The following is a 14,170-nucleotide window of genomic DNA, read 5'->3' as shown; positions in this document are numbered from 1 at the left end:
CATTCACCGCGTCCGCTTTAGGGCCTCCCGTTCACCGTCAACGAAAGAATCTGTTGAAAAGCCATACGGCACGCACCGATCGGGAGGCGCCGGTCAGAGCGGACTCCCGCTGGTGCAGCGAATGCGCCGGTCGCGACAACCGCTCCGCGGGCTTTATTCTTATCACTGGAAAAGCGAAGTTAGTTCTTGTATTGTTCTGGCGAACGTCGACACACTCCGCTATCCGCTCGGGACTCTGGAGGGCTGATGTCGCAGCAAGATGCCATCCGTACGTTGACGCGCATCTTTCGCGCGACCAACAGCGCACGCCCCGTGCTGCTTCTGGGGGCTGGCGCGAGCTTCGGCTCCGGCGTGCCCACCGCTGCCGAGAGCGTGAAGCGGCTGGCGAAGAGGGTGTACGCCGAACAGATTCTCGGCGGTTCCGTCCCACCGGAGCAGGTCCGGCTTACCGAATGGCAGACCTGGTTGCACGGACAGCCGTGGTTCCTCAAAGGCGATGACCGGCTGGCCGAGAACTTTCCCCTCGTTGTCCAAAACCTGCTGAAACCAGCCGAATATCGCAAACAGCTCTTGCTCGACTTGATCCAGCCTACAAACGGCATCGGCAAGGGCTATCATCGCTTAGCGGAGCTCATCGTCAAAGGGCTTGTCTCGACCGTCTTGACTACAAACTTCGACACCTGCTTGCCGACCGCACTCGGAGCGGTTCGGCAGCACATCGGGCACATCGCAGAAGTGAACCGGCGAGCCGGCGACCTCAACGAGTTCAGCCTCTAGGCCAAAGCTCAGATTGTGTGGCTACACGGGCGTGCCGAGCAGTACTCCGATCAGAACCTCGTCGACGAGGTCCAGAAACTCGATGCTGAGCTGGTAAGCAAGCTCCTCCCGCTAGTCGCGGATAGCCCACTGGTGGTGATCGGATACCGAGGCTCCGAACCATCAATCATGGAGCACTTCCTCGGCGACGGGGGCGCGCAAACCAACAACTTCAAGAACGGCGTTTACTGGTGTATCCGTAAAGGCGAGACCCTTCACCCCAACGTCGAGGCGCTCAAGAGGCGGATCGGCAGCAACTTCGAGCCCTACGAGATCGAGGGCTTCGACGAACTGATGGATCAACTCGCGCGAGGTCTCAAAGCCGAGGATCGCTATCTTCACGCGACGGCAAAGGGCGACGGCGCAGCCACTTCCGCGTTCGACGACCAGGTCGTCCCGGACGCCACCGTGGCGGACCTCGACCATGACTTGATGATCGCAACGCTGAAGGAATATTGCGAGAAGCTCGGGCGGCCCCCGGTTATGCACGACACGCTACCCGGCCTGCTGAAAGAACAGGGTCTCCTCGTTCAGTGCGATGGCCGCGAAGTGCCGACTGCGGGCTGCGTGCTTCTGTTCGGCCGGGAGCCCCAACGCTGGTTTCCGCATGCCGTGATTTCGACATCCATTGGCGGAAAGAAGCGTCGCGTCTTCGAGGGCAATCTTATCGCGCAGCATCGCGACCTGATTGAATGGCTAGGCCAGAGGGACGCGAACCCAACCCTCAAGGTCAAGAAGCGCACGACGCACGACGAACGGCCAGCCTACCCTGAACGGGCGCTCGTCGAATTGCTCGTCAACATGCTCGTGCACCGCGACTACAGCCGGAGCGATCCCGCCATCATCGCGGTATCGTCCGGCGAGAGCGTGCGCTTCTCGAACCCCGGGGGGCTGCCGGATTCGGTCATCGCCCAGCTCGAAGTCGATAACGGCGGCCGCTTCAAGCCTCGCGTCGAGGTCAGCGGCCTGCGAAATCGCGCGCTCTGCGACATCTTCTTCGGCATCCGAGCGATGGAGCGTGCGGGCACGGGTCTCGTCGATGTCGAGCAAATGCTGGCCGACCATGGCGGCGGCGCCGAGTTCACAAACGACGCGCCGGGCGCGCGCTTCACAGCGTTGATCAAGCAGCCCATTGCGTCGGCCGGATCAAAGTCCGTGGCACGGGATGAACGCCCGACTGAAGTCTACGTCCTGAACTTCATCCCCTTCGTCAGCATCCCCGACACTGTCGCGGTCGTGAAGCTGACCGGACCCTGGCGAGCGCGGCCGACGGAGCTGCCGATCAATGAGGCCGGCACGTTCATCGTCCAGGGCGACGAGTACATCTGGAGCTTCGCACCTCTCCCGATCCTTCACGCCGTGTTCGGTTCATACGCTCATCAGGGTGCCGGCCGAGCCTGGCGACGAAGCGAGATCGAAGCGGATCCCGATCGTCGGCGGGTGCTGTCCTGGCTGTTGCGAAAGCACTTCGAGCGTCATCTGCGCGGGTTCGGTTTGCGCGGGCTGGTCATCGAGGAAGGCAAGAAGCGAGGGCGTCGCGCCTACTTCGAGGGCAACGCTGGCGGCGCCCGCTGCTACGTCTACGACTCTCCCGCCCGCAAGAACATCCAACGATGGGTCGTGAAACAACGCGGACCGGACGGCTACAAGGCGTGGTTCGAGAACGAGGGGTTCGGTTTCGAGGTGATCCAGATGGCTGGGGTTTGGGGCGTCAGGATCAAGCCCTTCTACATGTTCACCGGACGCGACGCGAAAAAGCCGCTGCCCTCCTTCGCCCGGACAGCGAAGGCGACCCGGCGCATGAAGCTCGACCGAAATCAGAACGTCGACAACGATCTGACCTTCTGGGGCAGGTTCCTGAGTCAGGGCGCGCAGACGATCAACCTTGGGCAGCAGCATGTCGAGGATCTGATTCTCGGCGGCTCGTTTGTTAGTGTAGAAGTTATCGAGGAGGCCGGCGGTGCAGCCGATCAGCGTTCGCATACAAAGGCTGCCTGAGCCCAAGCTCGCCTTTGGCGACGGCAAGACCGGCATCGAGCCGCGGCGTTTGCTGTCGGATGCGGGGCCCGTCGATAACAAGCGTGTCGCTGAAATCCGCCTCGGCATCGTCGGCGCTGAGGCCGATGTCACGGCTGCGAGCGCTTGGCTGGAGCGGCTGAACGGTTACCTCCCGGCAAAGGAGGGTAATTCGCGTCGCTACCGCGACTGGCTGGGCGCCGAACGAGTGCTGGGCTGCCGTTTCATCATCGAACCCAGGTTCCTGCGTCCAGTCGACCAAGCGCGGTACGAACTCGCCCGGCAACGCGGCGATAAGGAAGGCTTCGACGAGCTGCTCGACCTTTTCGACAGCAAGATTTCCGGCTTGTTCGGAGACGTGCAGCCCGACTGCATCATCGTCTGCCTCGCGCCTGACGTCGCCGATCTTCGGATCAGCAATCCTGGGCTAACCGCGAGGGAACGACGCGCATTGGAAGTTCTGCGCCAGGAGGAAGAGGCCGATCAGCTGGCGCTGTTCGCGCCGACGCCCGAGGAGCTCGAAGCCGCCGAGGACCTGCGCACGCGCGCCGACGACCTGCTGTTTCGGACCTTCTACCGAGCGCTCAAGGCGCGGCAGATGACGCATGTAGGTCCGGTGCCCCTGCAGGTCCTCCGGCGTGACAGCATCGATCGGCCCGACGACAAGGGTCAGAGCTTCGCAACCAGGGCTTGGAACATCGCCACCACACTCTACTACAAGGCCGGTGGGTTGCCGTGGCGCCCGGCAGACCTGCCGCCGAACATCTGCTTCGTCGGTGTCTCGTTTCACCACATGAAGCGCGGCGCTGACAATCTCGTCTACGCGAGTGTCGCGCAGGCGTTCTCGACAGAAGTCGAACCCTTCGCGCTCAAGGGAGCAACGATCCCGAAAGATCAGCGGCGCAACAAGCAACCTTATCTTACGCAAGAGCAGGCTGAGGGGCTTCTAGAGGACGTGCTCAGCGCCTACGAGGCGCGCGCCGGCGTGCTGCCGAGTCGGGTCGTCATCCACAAGAGCTCCGCCTACGCACCCGAGGAGGAAGAAGGCTTCCAGCGCGCGGCGTCGAAAAAGGTGCCTGCTTGCGACCTGATCTGGATCCGCAGCACGTCTTTTCGTCTCGTTAAGAAGGGGACGCAGGAGCCTGCTCGCGGCACGCTGTGCACGGTCGGCGATGACCACTTTCTATTCACCAGCGGCTATGTCGAGTGGTGGAACGAGTATCCCGGACCGCACATCCCCGCGCCCATTCAGATCGGCGCAGTCGGCGAAACCGACATGCGCCAGCGCGCGGTCGAAATCCTCGCCTTGACCAAGATGAACTGGAACTCGACCGACGGAATGTCCCGGGCACCTATCACCCTTTCGTTCGCCCGCAAGGTCGGAATGCTCATGACCGAACTATCTGACAACCAGCACCCAAATCCCTCTTACAAATTCTACACCTGACCGGCATCGAGACTATCTGCTGGATGCAGTGAGCCTCGCTCGATTGAAGCCTAACGGGTGTGCTCGCGGCGGTGCGGGCGAAGGGGTGGCTCTTCGTGCCAGGTGTCGAGGGTCGCGGCGCCTTCGCCGCCGCCAATGAGGGCAGGCATCCGCCTGCGCACCACCATCGTCCAGCAGAAGACCGGACGGCCCGTGCCGTTCGAGCTGACCGAGACCACCCGTGAGACGCTGGCGGCGTGGCTGAAGCTGCGGGGCCTTCGAGCCAGCGATTGGCTGTTTCCGAGCCGCAGCCGCCCGGGCGAGCACCTGACGACGCGCCAGTACGGCCGCCTGGTCGACGAGTGGGTCACGTTGATCGGGCTCGACCCGGCGGGCTACGGCACGCATAGCCTGCGCCGGACGAAGGTGGCGCTGATCTACCGGCGGACCGGCAACCTGCGAGCTTGTCAGCTGCTGCTGGGCCATACGAAACTGGAAAGCACGGTGCGCTATCTCGGCATCGAGGCGGACGATGCGCTCGTAATGTCGGAGCAGACCGACATCTGATCATTACCGCGGCGGCCTGCGCGGGCCGCCGCACCCAGCCCCCCACCGTCCGAGAAGGGTGCTGAGCCTTCATTGAGTTGCCGCCGGAAAGCCGACATTCGGCTTTGGCCCGCTGCGGTCGTTCAATCGGCTTCAGTCGCCACCTCATAGCGGACACTTGGCGGAGTGGCGGGTCGTGTCCCCTGGTGTGGTGTAGCTTTGACGAAGCCACCACGGTCACCGGCTTGGGCCGGGACGATCAGGCTGCCAGGGTCGGCAAGCTGACGAGGGGATCATCGCCGATCGGGGCGATGCTTTCCAGGGTGATGTAGCGGGATCGCTGAACGGCCCACTCGTCATTTTGTTCGAGGAGGATCGCGCCGACGAGGCGGGTGATGGCGGCTTCGTTGGGGAAGATGCCCACCACCTCGGTGCGGCGCTTGATCTCGCCGTTGAGGCGCTCCAGGGGGTTCGTGGAGTGTAGCTTGACCCGATGGGCGACCGGGAAGCTCATGTAGGCCAGCACGTCGGGCTCGGCAGCGTCCAGCGGGGCGGCGAGCTTGGGCACCTTGGGCCGGATCTGGTCGGCCACCCGCCGCCACTGTGCCTTGGCCGCCTCCGCATCGTCCTGGGTGAAGGCGGTGGCGATGAAGGCCGACACGACGCGCCGCCCGCTGCGCCCGGCGTGGGCGAGCACGTTCCTCATGAAGTGGACGCGGCAGCGCTGCCAGGTCGCATTCATGACTTTGGCCACCGAGGCCTTGATGCCCTCGTGGGCGTCCGAGATCACCAACTTGACCCCGCGCAGGCCGCGCCGGGCGAGCTTGCGCAGGAACGCTGTCCAGAACGTCTCTGCCTCGGACGGGCCGATGTCCATGCCGAGCACCTCACGCCGCGCGTCGGTGTTCACGCCCACCGCCACGATGACGGCGACCGAGACGATGCGCCCCTCGCTTCTGACCGTCACGTAGGTCGCGTCGATCCAGAGGTAGGGCCACTCCCCCTCGATGGGACGGTCGAGGAAGGCGTTCACGCGCTCGTCGATCTCCTGGCACAGGCGGCTGACCTGGCTCTTCGACACGCCGGTGCCGCCCATCGCCTGGACGAGGTCGTCCACGGAGCGGGTCGAGATGCCTTGGATGTAGGCCTCCTGGATCACCGCGGTGAGCGCCTTCTCCGCCATCCGGCGCGGCTCAAGGAAGCCGGGGAAGTATGAGCCCTTCCTCAGCTTGGGGATGCGCAGTTCGACCGTCCCGGCGCGGGTCTGCCAGTCCCGGTCGCGATAGCCGTTGCGCTGGACCAGACGCTCGGCGCTCTTCTCGCCGTGGGCGGCACCCGTCAGGCCGCCCACCTCCAGTTCCATCAACCGCTCGGCCGCAAAGCCGATCATCTCCCGCAGCAGATCCGCGTCGGCGCTCTTCTCCAGCACGCCGCGCAGGCTCATCATCGCGTCGGTCATCGGGGGTCTCTCGGTTCGGGGTTGGCACTCGCAACCCGACCCTACCCGGCAACCGCCGATGACCACCCCGCGAGAGAGCCCACCTGATACAGCGCTGTCGAATGCGTGCAGGCGGCCTCCCTCGCTACCGTCGAGCGACACCACTCCAAGGGACGCGACCGAGTGGCGCGGCCATCGCGTTCAGTCGCCCCATTGTGGGCATGTCACGTGCGCAGCACCGCGGGAATAATAGTGGCACTTGCCCGAGTTCGCGCACCCCCTTGCCGGATCGTCAAGGAAGTTCGGGTTTGCGATGAGGTCGCGACACAGGCCGAGGTGAACGTTGTCGGGCAAGGTCATAACTGAGGCCGACGCCCGTCCCGAGAGGATGAAGTTCCGCGACGGATGACGTGCGGCGACTGCGGCGCTCTCGCACCACCGCTGCGCCAGCGTCGCGGCGATGCTCGGATAGATCAGGCGCTTGTCGATGTTGTAGAACCCCGAGGACAAGTCAATCAGCTCGACCGGTGACGCGCTTGCCCGGTCCTGGAAGCGCTCAGTGCCATCCTGGTCGAACAATGTGTCGCCGGTGCGCAGCGAGATACGAAGTGAGGTTTCTAGGCCGGCGGCGCGACTCTCCTCGGCCCATCGTGCAACGAGGGCGAGGCTGTCGCTGGCTCCATCGTAGATCCTGTCGTCAACCAGCAGACTGAACAGGTAGCCGTGCGCAGCGTGAAGCTGTACGTGCCGGAACCCCGCCTCGGCCGCGAGCTCGGTGCCCTCCCGCAGGTCGTTGAAGAGCTTCTGCAAGCGGGAACTCGTCACCGTCGCTGCGATCTCGCGACTGCGCGCGATCGTTTCGCTCCAGCTCTTGGGTCGGAAGCTGATGGCTCCCGCATAGTCCTCCCATGCCGTCGCCAGTTGGATGCCCGGGCTCGTTCCGCGCACAGTGACGGCGGCCGCCAGCGTGCGCCAGATCGGATCGTTGGAGATCCGCGGCGTCACCGCGTTGCTCGCATGACCGGACGGTATCACAACGTTTCCGACGATGGCGCACGATAGCTGCGGTGAGCTGCGGGCACCGTAGAAGTCGACCATCCGCCTGTCCGGCACCCCGTCGGTTACGAAGCCGGTGTTGAGCCCGAGCAGGAACGTCCTTCTACTGTTGGTCGAGATGTCCGTACCGCTCATCGTTCGTCCGCATCTTCTCCAACACCGCCTCGGTCAGGTCGACGCGCAGCAAATGAGCGAGCCGCAGCATGTATATTTGTGCGTCCGCGAGTTCGAGGCGCAGCTCTGGCGTCGCCTCGACGAGGCTCGGCGCCCCGTAGCCCGGTCGCGTGCTGCCCAGATGAACCTTCTTCAGGAGGTTCGCAAATTCGCCAACCTCACCGATGAGTCCGACTAGGTCATTGGCGAGCTGAGCTCGTCGCATCTCGTCATCAGGTGCGTCCACGGGAAAGCCGTGGGCGCGATCCGCCGCGATCTGGCGGCGCCCAAGCTCACCGAGTGACGTGGGTGACGCGATTTGCTCGGCAGGCGGGGGCGCCTCGACGGGGCCCAGCCGAGGATCGCCACGTAGTTGCTCCCTGGTCTTCTGCAGCTGATGCCGGATAGGCCAGATCTGGGTTTCGTAGCCATGCTGGCCCCGGTAGGGATGGCTGGCCGCGGTTTCCAGCACCGTGAAGTCCACTTTTGCGATCGGTTCGAACGCCGGCAGCAGGATGTACTTATCGCTGATGTTTTGCGTCACGATTCCCAGACGTCCGTGAAAGCCCGGGTCGGCGTAGGTGGCGACGGCGCTCAGTCCGATGCTGAAGAGGGCCCCCTTGCTGACGATGCGCGCGAAGATGTTCGTGCCGAGCGAGAGCCTCTCGTGCGTAATCAAGACGACCCGATGCCCGGGCTCGATCAGCGCGTCGCCACCCGGGTCAACCTCCAACCGCCTGCCCCCGTCGGTCAAGTCGTAGTAGACGTTGCCCATTCGAAGCTCGTAGCAGGCGCCCCTGCATCCGCCCGCCAGCGCGTCGAGGATGAGTTCGCCGCGCACGATGGCAGCCTCGATCTCGTGATCCGCGAGCACCTTCATCAAATCCGCTCCTGGGCTTCCTGGTTCGCCGACGCAGCGCTACACGCCATTATGAGCCCATCGCCCGCATCCTGTTGCAGCGTCTTCGTCGAAAGTATCGTGGAAACGCCCAGTGGGCCGACGGCATTCGGCTTCGCTACCGGGTTCCTCTACGCGGGGCCAGCGGCCACACGTTGGCTGGTGACGAACTGGCACGTCGTGACCGGCCGGAGACCCGACGAACCGGGCGCTTTGATCGGCGGAAAGCCCCAAAGCCCGAGCTGGCTTCGCTTCACCGTTGAGGACCCGCGTGGCTCCGGTCGTCAGCAGATGGAGGTGGCGCTTTACGATATCGAGGGACCGGTTTGGATCGAGGGCGACCGCGAAGGCGGTCTCGACCTAGCACTCGTCAGGCTGTTTGAGGCCCCGCGGTTTCCCCTGCCGCTCACGCAGACCTTCGCCAGAAACTCGTCCGCACCCTTGCAGCCCGGCACCGATGTCGTGCTCATCGGTCATCCTTTCATGCTCGGCGTGCACGCGAACTCGCCCATATGGAAAGGGGCGATGATCGCATCCGAACCAGGATCGCTGGCGAGCGGACGGCCCTGGATCCTGCTCGACGCGCCGGGCGTACCCGGTATGTCCGGGTCGCCTGTCTATCGTCGCTCGACGGGAAGTATGCCGTCCCTCGGCGAGCCTCTCATGCCAGTCGGCCAGGAAGTTGAACTCGAACTGCTTGCGATTTACGCGGGCGCGATCGGAGAGAGGAGCTTGCAGGAGCTACGGCTCGGCAGGGCGTTCCCAGTCTCTTTCGTGGAGCGACTGCTTAGTTCCGGAGAGCGGGGTCACAATCCTTTTCCGCCAAACGCTTGATGTCTCGGCACGAGGCGCAGTGCGCTCCCGGGTGATCGACCACGTGGATCCGAAGTGGCGCGGCCTCCGTTGCCCCTGCGATTCCCAGGCGCGGCGCAACCGGACCTTCTGAAGTTCAGCCACGGATCATCTGGGGCATTCCTCTGAACCGCGCAGAATGTCCACTTCGCCATTTTGCCCACTCCGAAACGGATCAGCGGCTTCCGGACAGCCCCGATCTTTCAGGGCCAATCGGACCGCTGGTAAGCAGACCTTCCGCACGCCCGAGAAGGGTCGACACCGGAAGGTAGCCTTACAAGTGAACGTCCGCTTCCGGGCGGTGCGTCGAAGTCCGCTCGTGGCGCAGCGCAGCTCAACATCATTCGTGATAATATCAATCCGGATGCGGCCTCCAAAGGAGGACACGCTATGCCGATCGAACATCATCAACGTGACCAGCGTCCCGCCTGGAACGCGGGTCGCCTTATCGGGCCCAAGCCGCCGCTGAAACCTCGTCATATCTGGGCGATCCGAACGCGACTGCAGCATGATCAGCGCGTACGAGACCTCGCCATGTTCAATCTGGCGATCGACAGCAAGTTGCGAGGCTGCGATCTCGTTCGCTTGCGGATCAGCGATGTGGTGCTGGGCGGCACGGTCAGACTGCGGACCTCGATCATCCAGCAGAAAACAGGTCGGCCAGTGCCCTTCGAGCTGACCGACCCGACGCGGGAGGCCTTGACCGCTTGGCTCAGGCGTCGACCATCCGGCGATGCTGACTGGCTCTTTCCTAGCCGGAGCCATAAAGGCGATCACGTCACCACCCGCCAATATGGGCGCCTGCTCGACGACTGGGTTTCGCTGATCGGGCTCGACCCCGCTCTGTATGGGACCCATAGCCTGAGACGGACCAAAGTCGCGCTGATCTATAAGCGGACCGGCAACTTGCGAGCATGCCAGCTCCTGCTCGGCCATTCGAAGTTGGAGAGCACGGTCAGATACCTCGGCATCGAGGTCGACGACGCCTTGATTCTCTCTGAACAGACCGACCTTTGAAGAGGCGCCTGGCGGCAGGGCTCACGCAGCCGCTGGGCGCGCCTTCGTGCTCAACGAGCCCGTTGGAGTGAATCTGCTTGAGCAACAGATCCGTGGTGACAGCGGCGCGGCGACTGGGTTCCGGTGCAATGCCGAGCAATTCCGCACCACTTTTCGATGCACTAATTTCTTTCGTGAAACTGGGGCCGGCCGGCGCGCCGAGGACAGCAAGGAGAGAGCTTCCGATGCTCAATTTGATCCCGCTTCTCGCGTTGGTCGCATCGGTATCCGTTGTGATTGCTGTGCTCGTCGTCCGCTCCTTTCCGAGTGGGTCAGAAGTCCGCCGTCGTTTGGGCGCACTGTCGTTCATGATCATACCCTGGGGTCTTATGATCCTCTCGGGCCCCTTCATGATCGACCATCATGCGGCCGGCACGGAAATCCGAGGATGGATGATAACCGGCCAGTACACTTCTATGGCGCTTCTTTGTGGTGTTGCGGCAATCGGCATCGTTCGGGCGCGGGGTGCGAGGCGGCTCGCATCGGTGATCGGCGGCGCCAATATCATCCTGGTCTTCCTGTTGGTCTGCGTCAGCGTCACGATCATTGATCCCGGGTCCGAGCAAGGCCCGACGGCAATCAGAGAACAGAGCGCCGTCCACTCACAGCAGCCGGAGCCGATCCGAAGGCCATAGCGCACAGGGTCATGATCGATCGCGCAGGGCAGGATGCCGATCGCAATGCGATGCAATCGGCATCAATTGCCTGGGCCGGCACCGGCACGGCATGATGGCCGCTCAAGGAGGCGGCGATGAGCGTTTGGAGTGATTGGCTCGACCGGTTGCATGCCATCGTCCCAGGCCTTCGGCAACCGAGGCCGACGGGCATGCCGGCGCCGGACCTTTACCCACCGGAGCCATACGATCCACCCCTCGGGCCGGACATCATCGCGCTCGCCTCCGTTCTCGATTGGCGATCGTCGGGCTTGCAGGCTGCTCTGCGCGGCGAGGATTGGCCCGAGGCGCCGGCTTCGTTCGGGGCGCTCCATGAGCGCGCGGAACATTCCGATCGGTTTCGCGAGGCCTGTCAGGAGCATCGTCGGAGCCCCTCGCAGCTTCTCCTCGGCGCGCTGCATATGATTGCCTTCGGCCGAGTTCCGGATGCCTGGCGGGGGGCCCGCGTCTCCGGATTGCCGGAGCGGCTGTTCCCCACGCTCGGCCTGGACTGGGCCGATTTCGCCCGGCCGAGGGACATCGCCGAGCCGGGCCCATCGCCCGGCTCGCTTCTGCTGACCCTCGCCCCTCGGCTCGACTGGAGCGATCCGGAGTTGCGGCGAGGTCTTGTGGATCAGGTCTGGACGCCGCAACCGATGCTGCGCGAGCTGGTCGATCGGGCGCGCGAGCGCGCCGATGCGACTCTGCTTTACGAGCTCGGCGTGGCCCTGCCGGCTCATACGCTCGTCCTCGCCTGCCTTGCCCTGCTGCGCTCGCTCGACGATCCCGCCATCGGCGAGTTGCCTTGCCCGGCGGCCGGCGGGTCGGTCGGGGATTTCCCGAATGCCGTCCAGACGGCCATGTTCCTGATGTTCGATCTCAAATGGCCGCCCACGCGGCTCGGCGCCCCGGTCGGCTTCATTTAAGCAGGCCCAGGCCCGTCTCTTAGTTCGGCAGAATCGCGCCAGGCCTGCCACGCTTCGAGGAGGGCCGGGTAAAGGGTGCGGCCATCCTCCGACCTCGCCGAGGTCGGCAGGCGCAGCGGCTGGCGCCAGCCGACATCGACGGCGAAGCTGTCCTCGTCTGCAATCGGCGGCTCGATGTTCCGCACCTGTTGCCAGGTGACGTTGTGGCCTTCCTCTTCGAGATCGCCGTTGTCGTTGCCGGCCGGATCCGGCAAGGCCTTCGTCACGAAACCTTCGGGCCGAATGACCACGGCCGGCCAGGAGATCTGCTGGCCCTGCGCGCGCCATCCCTTGAAGACGCCGCGCAGAAAGAAGAACGCGAAAAGTGCGCTGACGACAGCAGCATAATAGATCGTCCGCCATTCTCGGCGGTCGGCCGGTTTCTCCAGAAGCAGCCACGCGGCGAAGCCGACGGCGGCGATCGCAAGCACCGCGCCGAAGACCGTGCGCCGGATCGGCGGCTTCGTCCGGACCACCGTCGCGACAAAGGTGCCGACGGTAGAAAGCGATGCGGCCGGGAGGCCCGCGCAATATCCGGCGAGGGCGGCGACCAGCGTGGCATGGGGCGTCTCTCCGCCCGGGCCCCGGGCGCACTCCGGGACGTCGCGGGAACAGGGCTGACCGCGCTCATCCGTGCAGCGAAGCGCGAACATCCCGTCCTTCCCCACCTCGCCGATCCCGACGAGGTCGCGCCAGGCGATGAAGTGGGGCGGCCGGTTCCCCCAAAAGAATCCGATCACCCGCATGCAGATGCGCGTCATGGATCAGCCCTTCGGCGGTGACGGTGAGCGGCGTGATCCGCCGCACGGAAGGATCGGCGCTGCGGGCCTTGCGACGCATGGACAGATAGACCGCAATCTGCGCCAGGCCTGCCGCAAGAGCGATCGCCGCAAACCCCAGCAAGAATGTCGTCTCAGATCCGGGGGCGCTCGCTTGGCTCAGCGCCACCCATCCCATCTGGGTTCCACTAACGACGAAGAGAGTGCCCATCGCCAGGAAGAGCCGGCTGATCGCGCGAATGGGCCTGGCCTCCATGCTGAAGACGATGCGCGTTCCGTCGATGGGCTCCGTCATCGTGGCGTTCATAGTGGCGTTCCTGGTGTCCGATCCGGATGGCGCGGCGGCGCGAGCCGAGGCGGCGAAGAGCTGTTCCGCCTCGACCTCAGCTTTCCGAGCGCGATGATCGCCATGCCTCGGCGAGCGCCGGATGAAGCGTCCGCCCGTCTTCAGCTCTGGCCGAGGCCGGCAGACGCAGTGGGTGGCGCTCGCCGATGTCGACGGTAAAGTCGTTTTCGCCGGGGAGCGGCGGCCCTATGCTTCGAACCTCAGGCCAGGCGACGCGGCCGCTGCGGCCTTCAAGATCGCCGAAGAGGTCGCCTGCCGCATTCGGCAGGGCGGTGGCGGTGAAGCCGTCCGCCTCGATCGTCGCGACGGGCCAGGCGATCTGCTGGCCTCGGGCGCGCCAGGCCCCGATCGCGGCGGCGACGATCGCAAGGGCGACGAACGCGATAATCGCGCTCCAGCCCAGAAGCGTGAGAAAGGCCTTGAGGTCGAGATTGGCGCTCTTCGTCGCCGCGGCTGTCGCGGTCAGCAGGAGAGCGAAGACGGCCGCGCCCGCGAGCAGCACGCCGCCACCGAGCACGCGCCAGATCGGCGGCGCCGCCCTTACGACCGGAACGAGGAACGTCCCCGTCGCGGCCCGGGCCGCGGATGAAAGCCCGGCCAGATAGCGCTGCCGAGCGGCGAGGAGCGTGGCGTACGGCGTCGCACCGGCCTCGCCGCGCGCCTGTTCGGGGATTTCGTAGACGGTCTTCTGAACCCCGTCCTTCTCCGCCACCGTCACGGGAAACAGGCCCGTTTCCTTGACCGGCCCGATCGCGGCGACGTCCCGCAAGGGCACGAAGCGGCGGCGGCGCGCTCCCAGAGGTCCGGGACCGGCATAGGGATAGGGGTCGATGAAGATCCCGCCGGCCGTGACGACGAGAGGCGTGATCCGCCTTGCGGTGGCATCCGGATCACGCCCGGCCCGCCATGCGTTGAGATGCATGGCGGTAAAACCGAGGCCTGCCGCGAGCCCGATCAGTCCTCCGACGCCGCCGAAGAGCAGCGGCACGGCGTTCGACAGCGTCAAAGGCCTGGTCACGAGTTGCAACAGGCAGAGAATGGCGCCCGCGAGAGCGCAGACGCCGAGGATGGAAAACACGCCGATCGGTCTGCGAAAGGTTTTGCCCTCGACACTGAAGGCGACGCTTGGTTCGTCCATGTCATCCCCCGCATTCGTCGGGCAACGGGCGA

At 64.8% G+C, this 14,170-nt stretch carries 14 protein-coding genes; 8 read left to right on the top strand and 6 right to left on the bottom strand.

The window, feature by feature from the left end:
- The first annotated feature begins 246 nt into the window (after positions 1–246).
- From MFF21_RS18100 to MFF21_RS18085, 4 genes are all read left to right on the top strand, one after another.
- A complete protein-coding gene (locus MFF21_RS18100; protein WP_096483477.1) occupies positions 247–777 on the top strand; it encodes an SIR2 family protein in 531 nt (176 codons plus the stop codon).
- Between the two features lie 168 nt (positions 778–945).
- On the top strand, positions 946–2,814 hold the full coding sequence (locus tag MFF21_RS18095) for a putative DNA binding domain-containing protein (RefSeq protein ID WP_096483475.1): 1,869 nt from the start codon (positions 946–948) through the stop codon (positions 2,812–2,814).
- Positions 2,777–4,279, top strand: coding sequence for an argonaute/piwi family protein (locus MFF21_RS18090; RefSeq protein WP_096483473.1), 1,503 nt, complete (start codon positions 2,777–2,779; stop codon positions 4,277–4,279). The genes MFF21_RS18095 and MFF21_RS18090 overlap by 38 nt, the downstream gene beginning before the upstream one ends.
- Before the next feature lie 102 nt (positions 4,280–4,381).
- A complete protein-coding gene (locus tag MFF21_RS18085) occupies positions 4,382–4,825 on the top strand; it encodes a tyrosine-type recombinase/integrase (RefSeq protein ID WP_373325046.1) in 444 nt (147 codons plus the stop codon).
- A gap of 238 nt (positions 4,826–5,063) precedes the next feature.
- Here the strand turns inward: MFF21_RS18085 and MFF21_RS18080 are convergent, their stop codons facing one another.
- The 3 genes from MFF21_RS18080 to MFF21_RS18070 all read right to left on the bottom strand — a co-directional run bounded on the left by MFF21_RS18080 (position 5,064) and on the right by MFF21_RS18070 (position 8,331).
- Positions 5,064–6,263, bottom strand: a complete 1,200-nt coding sequence (locus tag MFF21_RS18080) for an IS256 family transposase (protein WP_096483471.1) — start codon at positions 6,261–6,263, stop codon at positions 5,064–5,066.
- Between the two features lie 180 nt (positions 6,264–6,443).
- A complete protein-coding gene (locus MFF21_RS18075) occupies positions 6,444–7,433 on the bottom strand; it encodes an oxidoreductase (protein WP_096483469.1) in 990 nt (329 codons plus the stop codon).
- Positions 7,402–8,331, bottom strand: coding sequence for a dCTP deaminase domain-containing protein (locus MFF21_RS18070; protein WP_157914086.1), 930 nt, complete (start codon positions 8,329–8,331; stop codon positions 7,402–7,404). The genes MFF21_RS18075 and MFF21_RS18070 overlap by 32 nt, the downstream gene beginning before the upstream one ends.
- On the opposite strand from MFF21_RS18070, the gene MFF21_RS18065 reads away from it, so the two are divergent.
- The 4 genes from MFF21_RS18065 (at position 8,311) to MFF21_RS18050 (ending at position 11,836) form a co-directional block, all read left to right on the top strand.
- Positions 8,311–9,183, top strand: coding sequence for a S1 family peptidase (locus MFF21_RS18065; RefSeq protein ID WP_157914084.1), 873 nt, complete (start codon positions 8,311–8,313; stop codon positions 9,181–9,183). The genes MFF21_RS18070 and MFF21_RS18065 overlap by 21 nt on opposite strands.
- Before the next feature lie 408 nt (positions 9,184–9,591).
- The gene (locus tag MFF21_RS18060; protein ID WP_096483462.1) at positions 9,592–10,218 is read left to right on the top strand and encodes a tyrosine-type recombinase/integrase; all 627 of its coding nucleotides are present in this window, start codon (positions 9,592–9,594) and stop codon (positions 10,216–10,218) included.
- Between the two features lie 224 nt (positions 10,219–10,442).
- Positions 10,443–10,892, top strand: coding sequence for a hypothetical protein (locus MFF21_RS18055; RefSeq protein ID WP_096483460.1), 450 nt, complete (start codon positions 10,443–10,445; stop codon positions 10,890–10,892).
- A gap of 191 nt (positions 10,893–11,083) precedes the next feature.
- Positions 11,084–11,836 carry a hypothetical protein gene (locus tag MFF21_RS18050; RefSeq protein WP_096483458.1) on the top strand — a complete coding sequence of 251 codons (753 nt, stop codon included), beginning with the start codon at positions 11,084–11,086 and terminating at the stop codon, positions 11,834–11,836.
- Here the strand turns inward: MFF21_RS18050 and MFF21_RS18045 are convergent.
- From MFF21_RS18045 to MFF21_RS18035, 3 genes are all read right to left on the bottom strand, one after another.
- Positions 11,833–12,528 carry a hypothetical protein gene (locus MFF21_RS18045; RefSeq protein WP_157914081.1) on the bottom strand — a complete coding sequence of 232 codons (696 nt, stop codon included), beginning with the start codon at positions 12,526–12,528 and terminating at the stop codon, positions 11,833–11,835. The genes MFF21_RS18050 and MFF21_RS18045 overlap by 4 nt on opposite strands.
- Complete coding sequence (locus MFF21_RS18040; protein ID WP_157914079.1) at positions 12,503–12,961, bottom strand: hypothetical protein; 459 nt, start codon at positions 12,959–12,961, stop codon at positions 12,503–12,505. The genes MFF21_RS18045 and MFF21_RS18040 overlap by 26 nt, the downstream gene beginning before the upstream one ends.
- A 76-nt stretch (positions 12,962–13,037) precedes the next feature.
- Entirely contained in the window at positions 13,038–14,138 is a 1,101-nt protein-coding gene (locus MFF21_RS18035) for a hypothetical protein (protein WP_096483453.1), read from the bottom strand.
- Between the last annotated feature and the right edge of the window lie 32 nt (positions 14,139–14,170).

Source organism: Methylobacterium organophilum, from assembly GCF_022179465.1.
In the GTDB taxonomy this organism is placed as follows: domain Bacteria; phylum Pseudomonadota; class Alphaproteobacteria; order Rhizobiales; family Beijerinckiaceae; genus Methylobacterium; species Methylobacterium organophilum.
This window is presented reverse-complemented; position numbering and strand designations above follow the sequence as displayed.

What these genes read in the sequence shown, in the direction of transcription:
- MFF21_RS18100 (WP_096483477.1), top strand. Translation starts at nt 247, where the DNA reads ATGTCGCAGCAAGATGCCATCCGTACGTTGACGCGCATCTTTCGCGCG.
- MFF21_RS18095 (WP_096483475.1), top strand. Translation starts at nt 946, where the DNA reads ATGGAGCACTTCCTCGGCGACGGGGGCGCGCAAACCAACAACTTCAAG.
- MFF21_RS18080 (WP_096483471.1), bottom strand. Translation starts at nt 6,263, where the DNA reads ATGACCGACGCGATGATGAGCCTGCGCGGCGTGCTGGAGAAGAGCGCC.
- MFF21_RS18075 (WP_096483469.1), bottom strand. Translation starts at nt 7,433, where the DNA reads ATGAGCGGTACGGACATCTCGACCAACAGTAGAAGGACGTTCCTGCTC.
- MFF21_RS18070 (WP_157914086.1), bottom strand. Translation starts at nt 8,331, where the DNA reads ATGAAGGTGCTCGCGGATCACGAGATCGAGGCTGCCATCGTGCGCGGC.
- MFF21_RS18060 (WP_096483462.1), top strand. Translation starts at nt 9,592, where the DNA reads ATGCCGATCGAACATCATCAACGTGACCAGCGTCCCGCCTGGAACGCG.
- MFF21_RS18055 (WP_096483460.1), top strand. Translation starts at nt 10,443, where the DNA reads ATGCTCAATTTGATCCCGCTTCTCGCGTTGGTCGCATCGGTATCCGTT.
- MFF21_RS18050 (WP_096483458.1), top strand. Translation starts at nt 11,084, where the DNA reads ATGCCGGCGCCGGACCTTTACCCACCGGAGCCATACGATCCACCCCTC.
- MFF21_RS18045 (WP_157914081.1), bottom strand. Translation starts at nt 12,528, where the DNA reads ATGTTCGCGCTTCGCTGCACGGATGAGCGCGGTCAGCCCTGTTCCCGC.
- MFF21_RS18040 (WP_157914079.1), bottom strand. Translation starts at nt 12,961, where the DNA reads ATGAACGCCACGATGACGGAGCCCATCGACGGAACGCGCATCGTCTTC.
- MFF21_RS18035 (WP_096483453.1), bottom strand. Translation starts at nt 14,138, where the DNA reads ATGGACGAACCAAGCGTCGCCTTCAGTGTCGAGGGCAAAACCTTTCGC.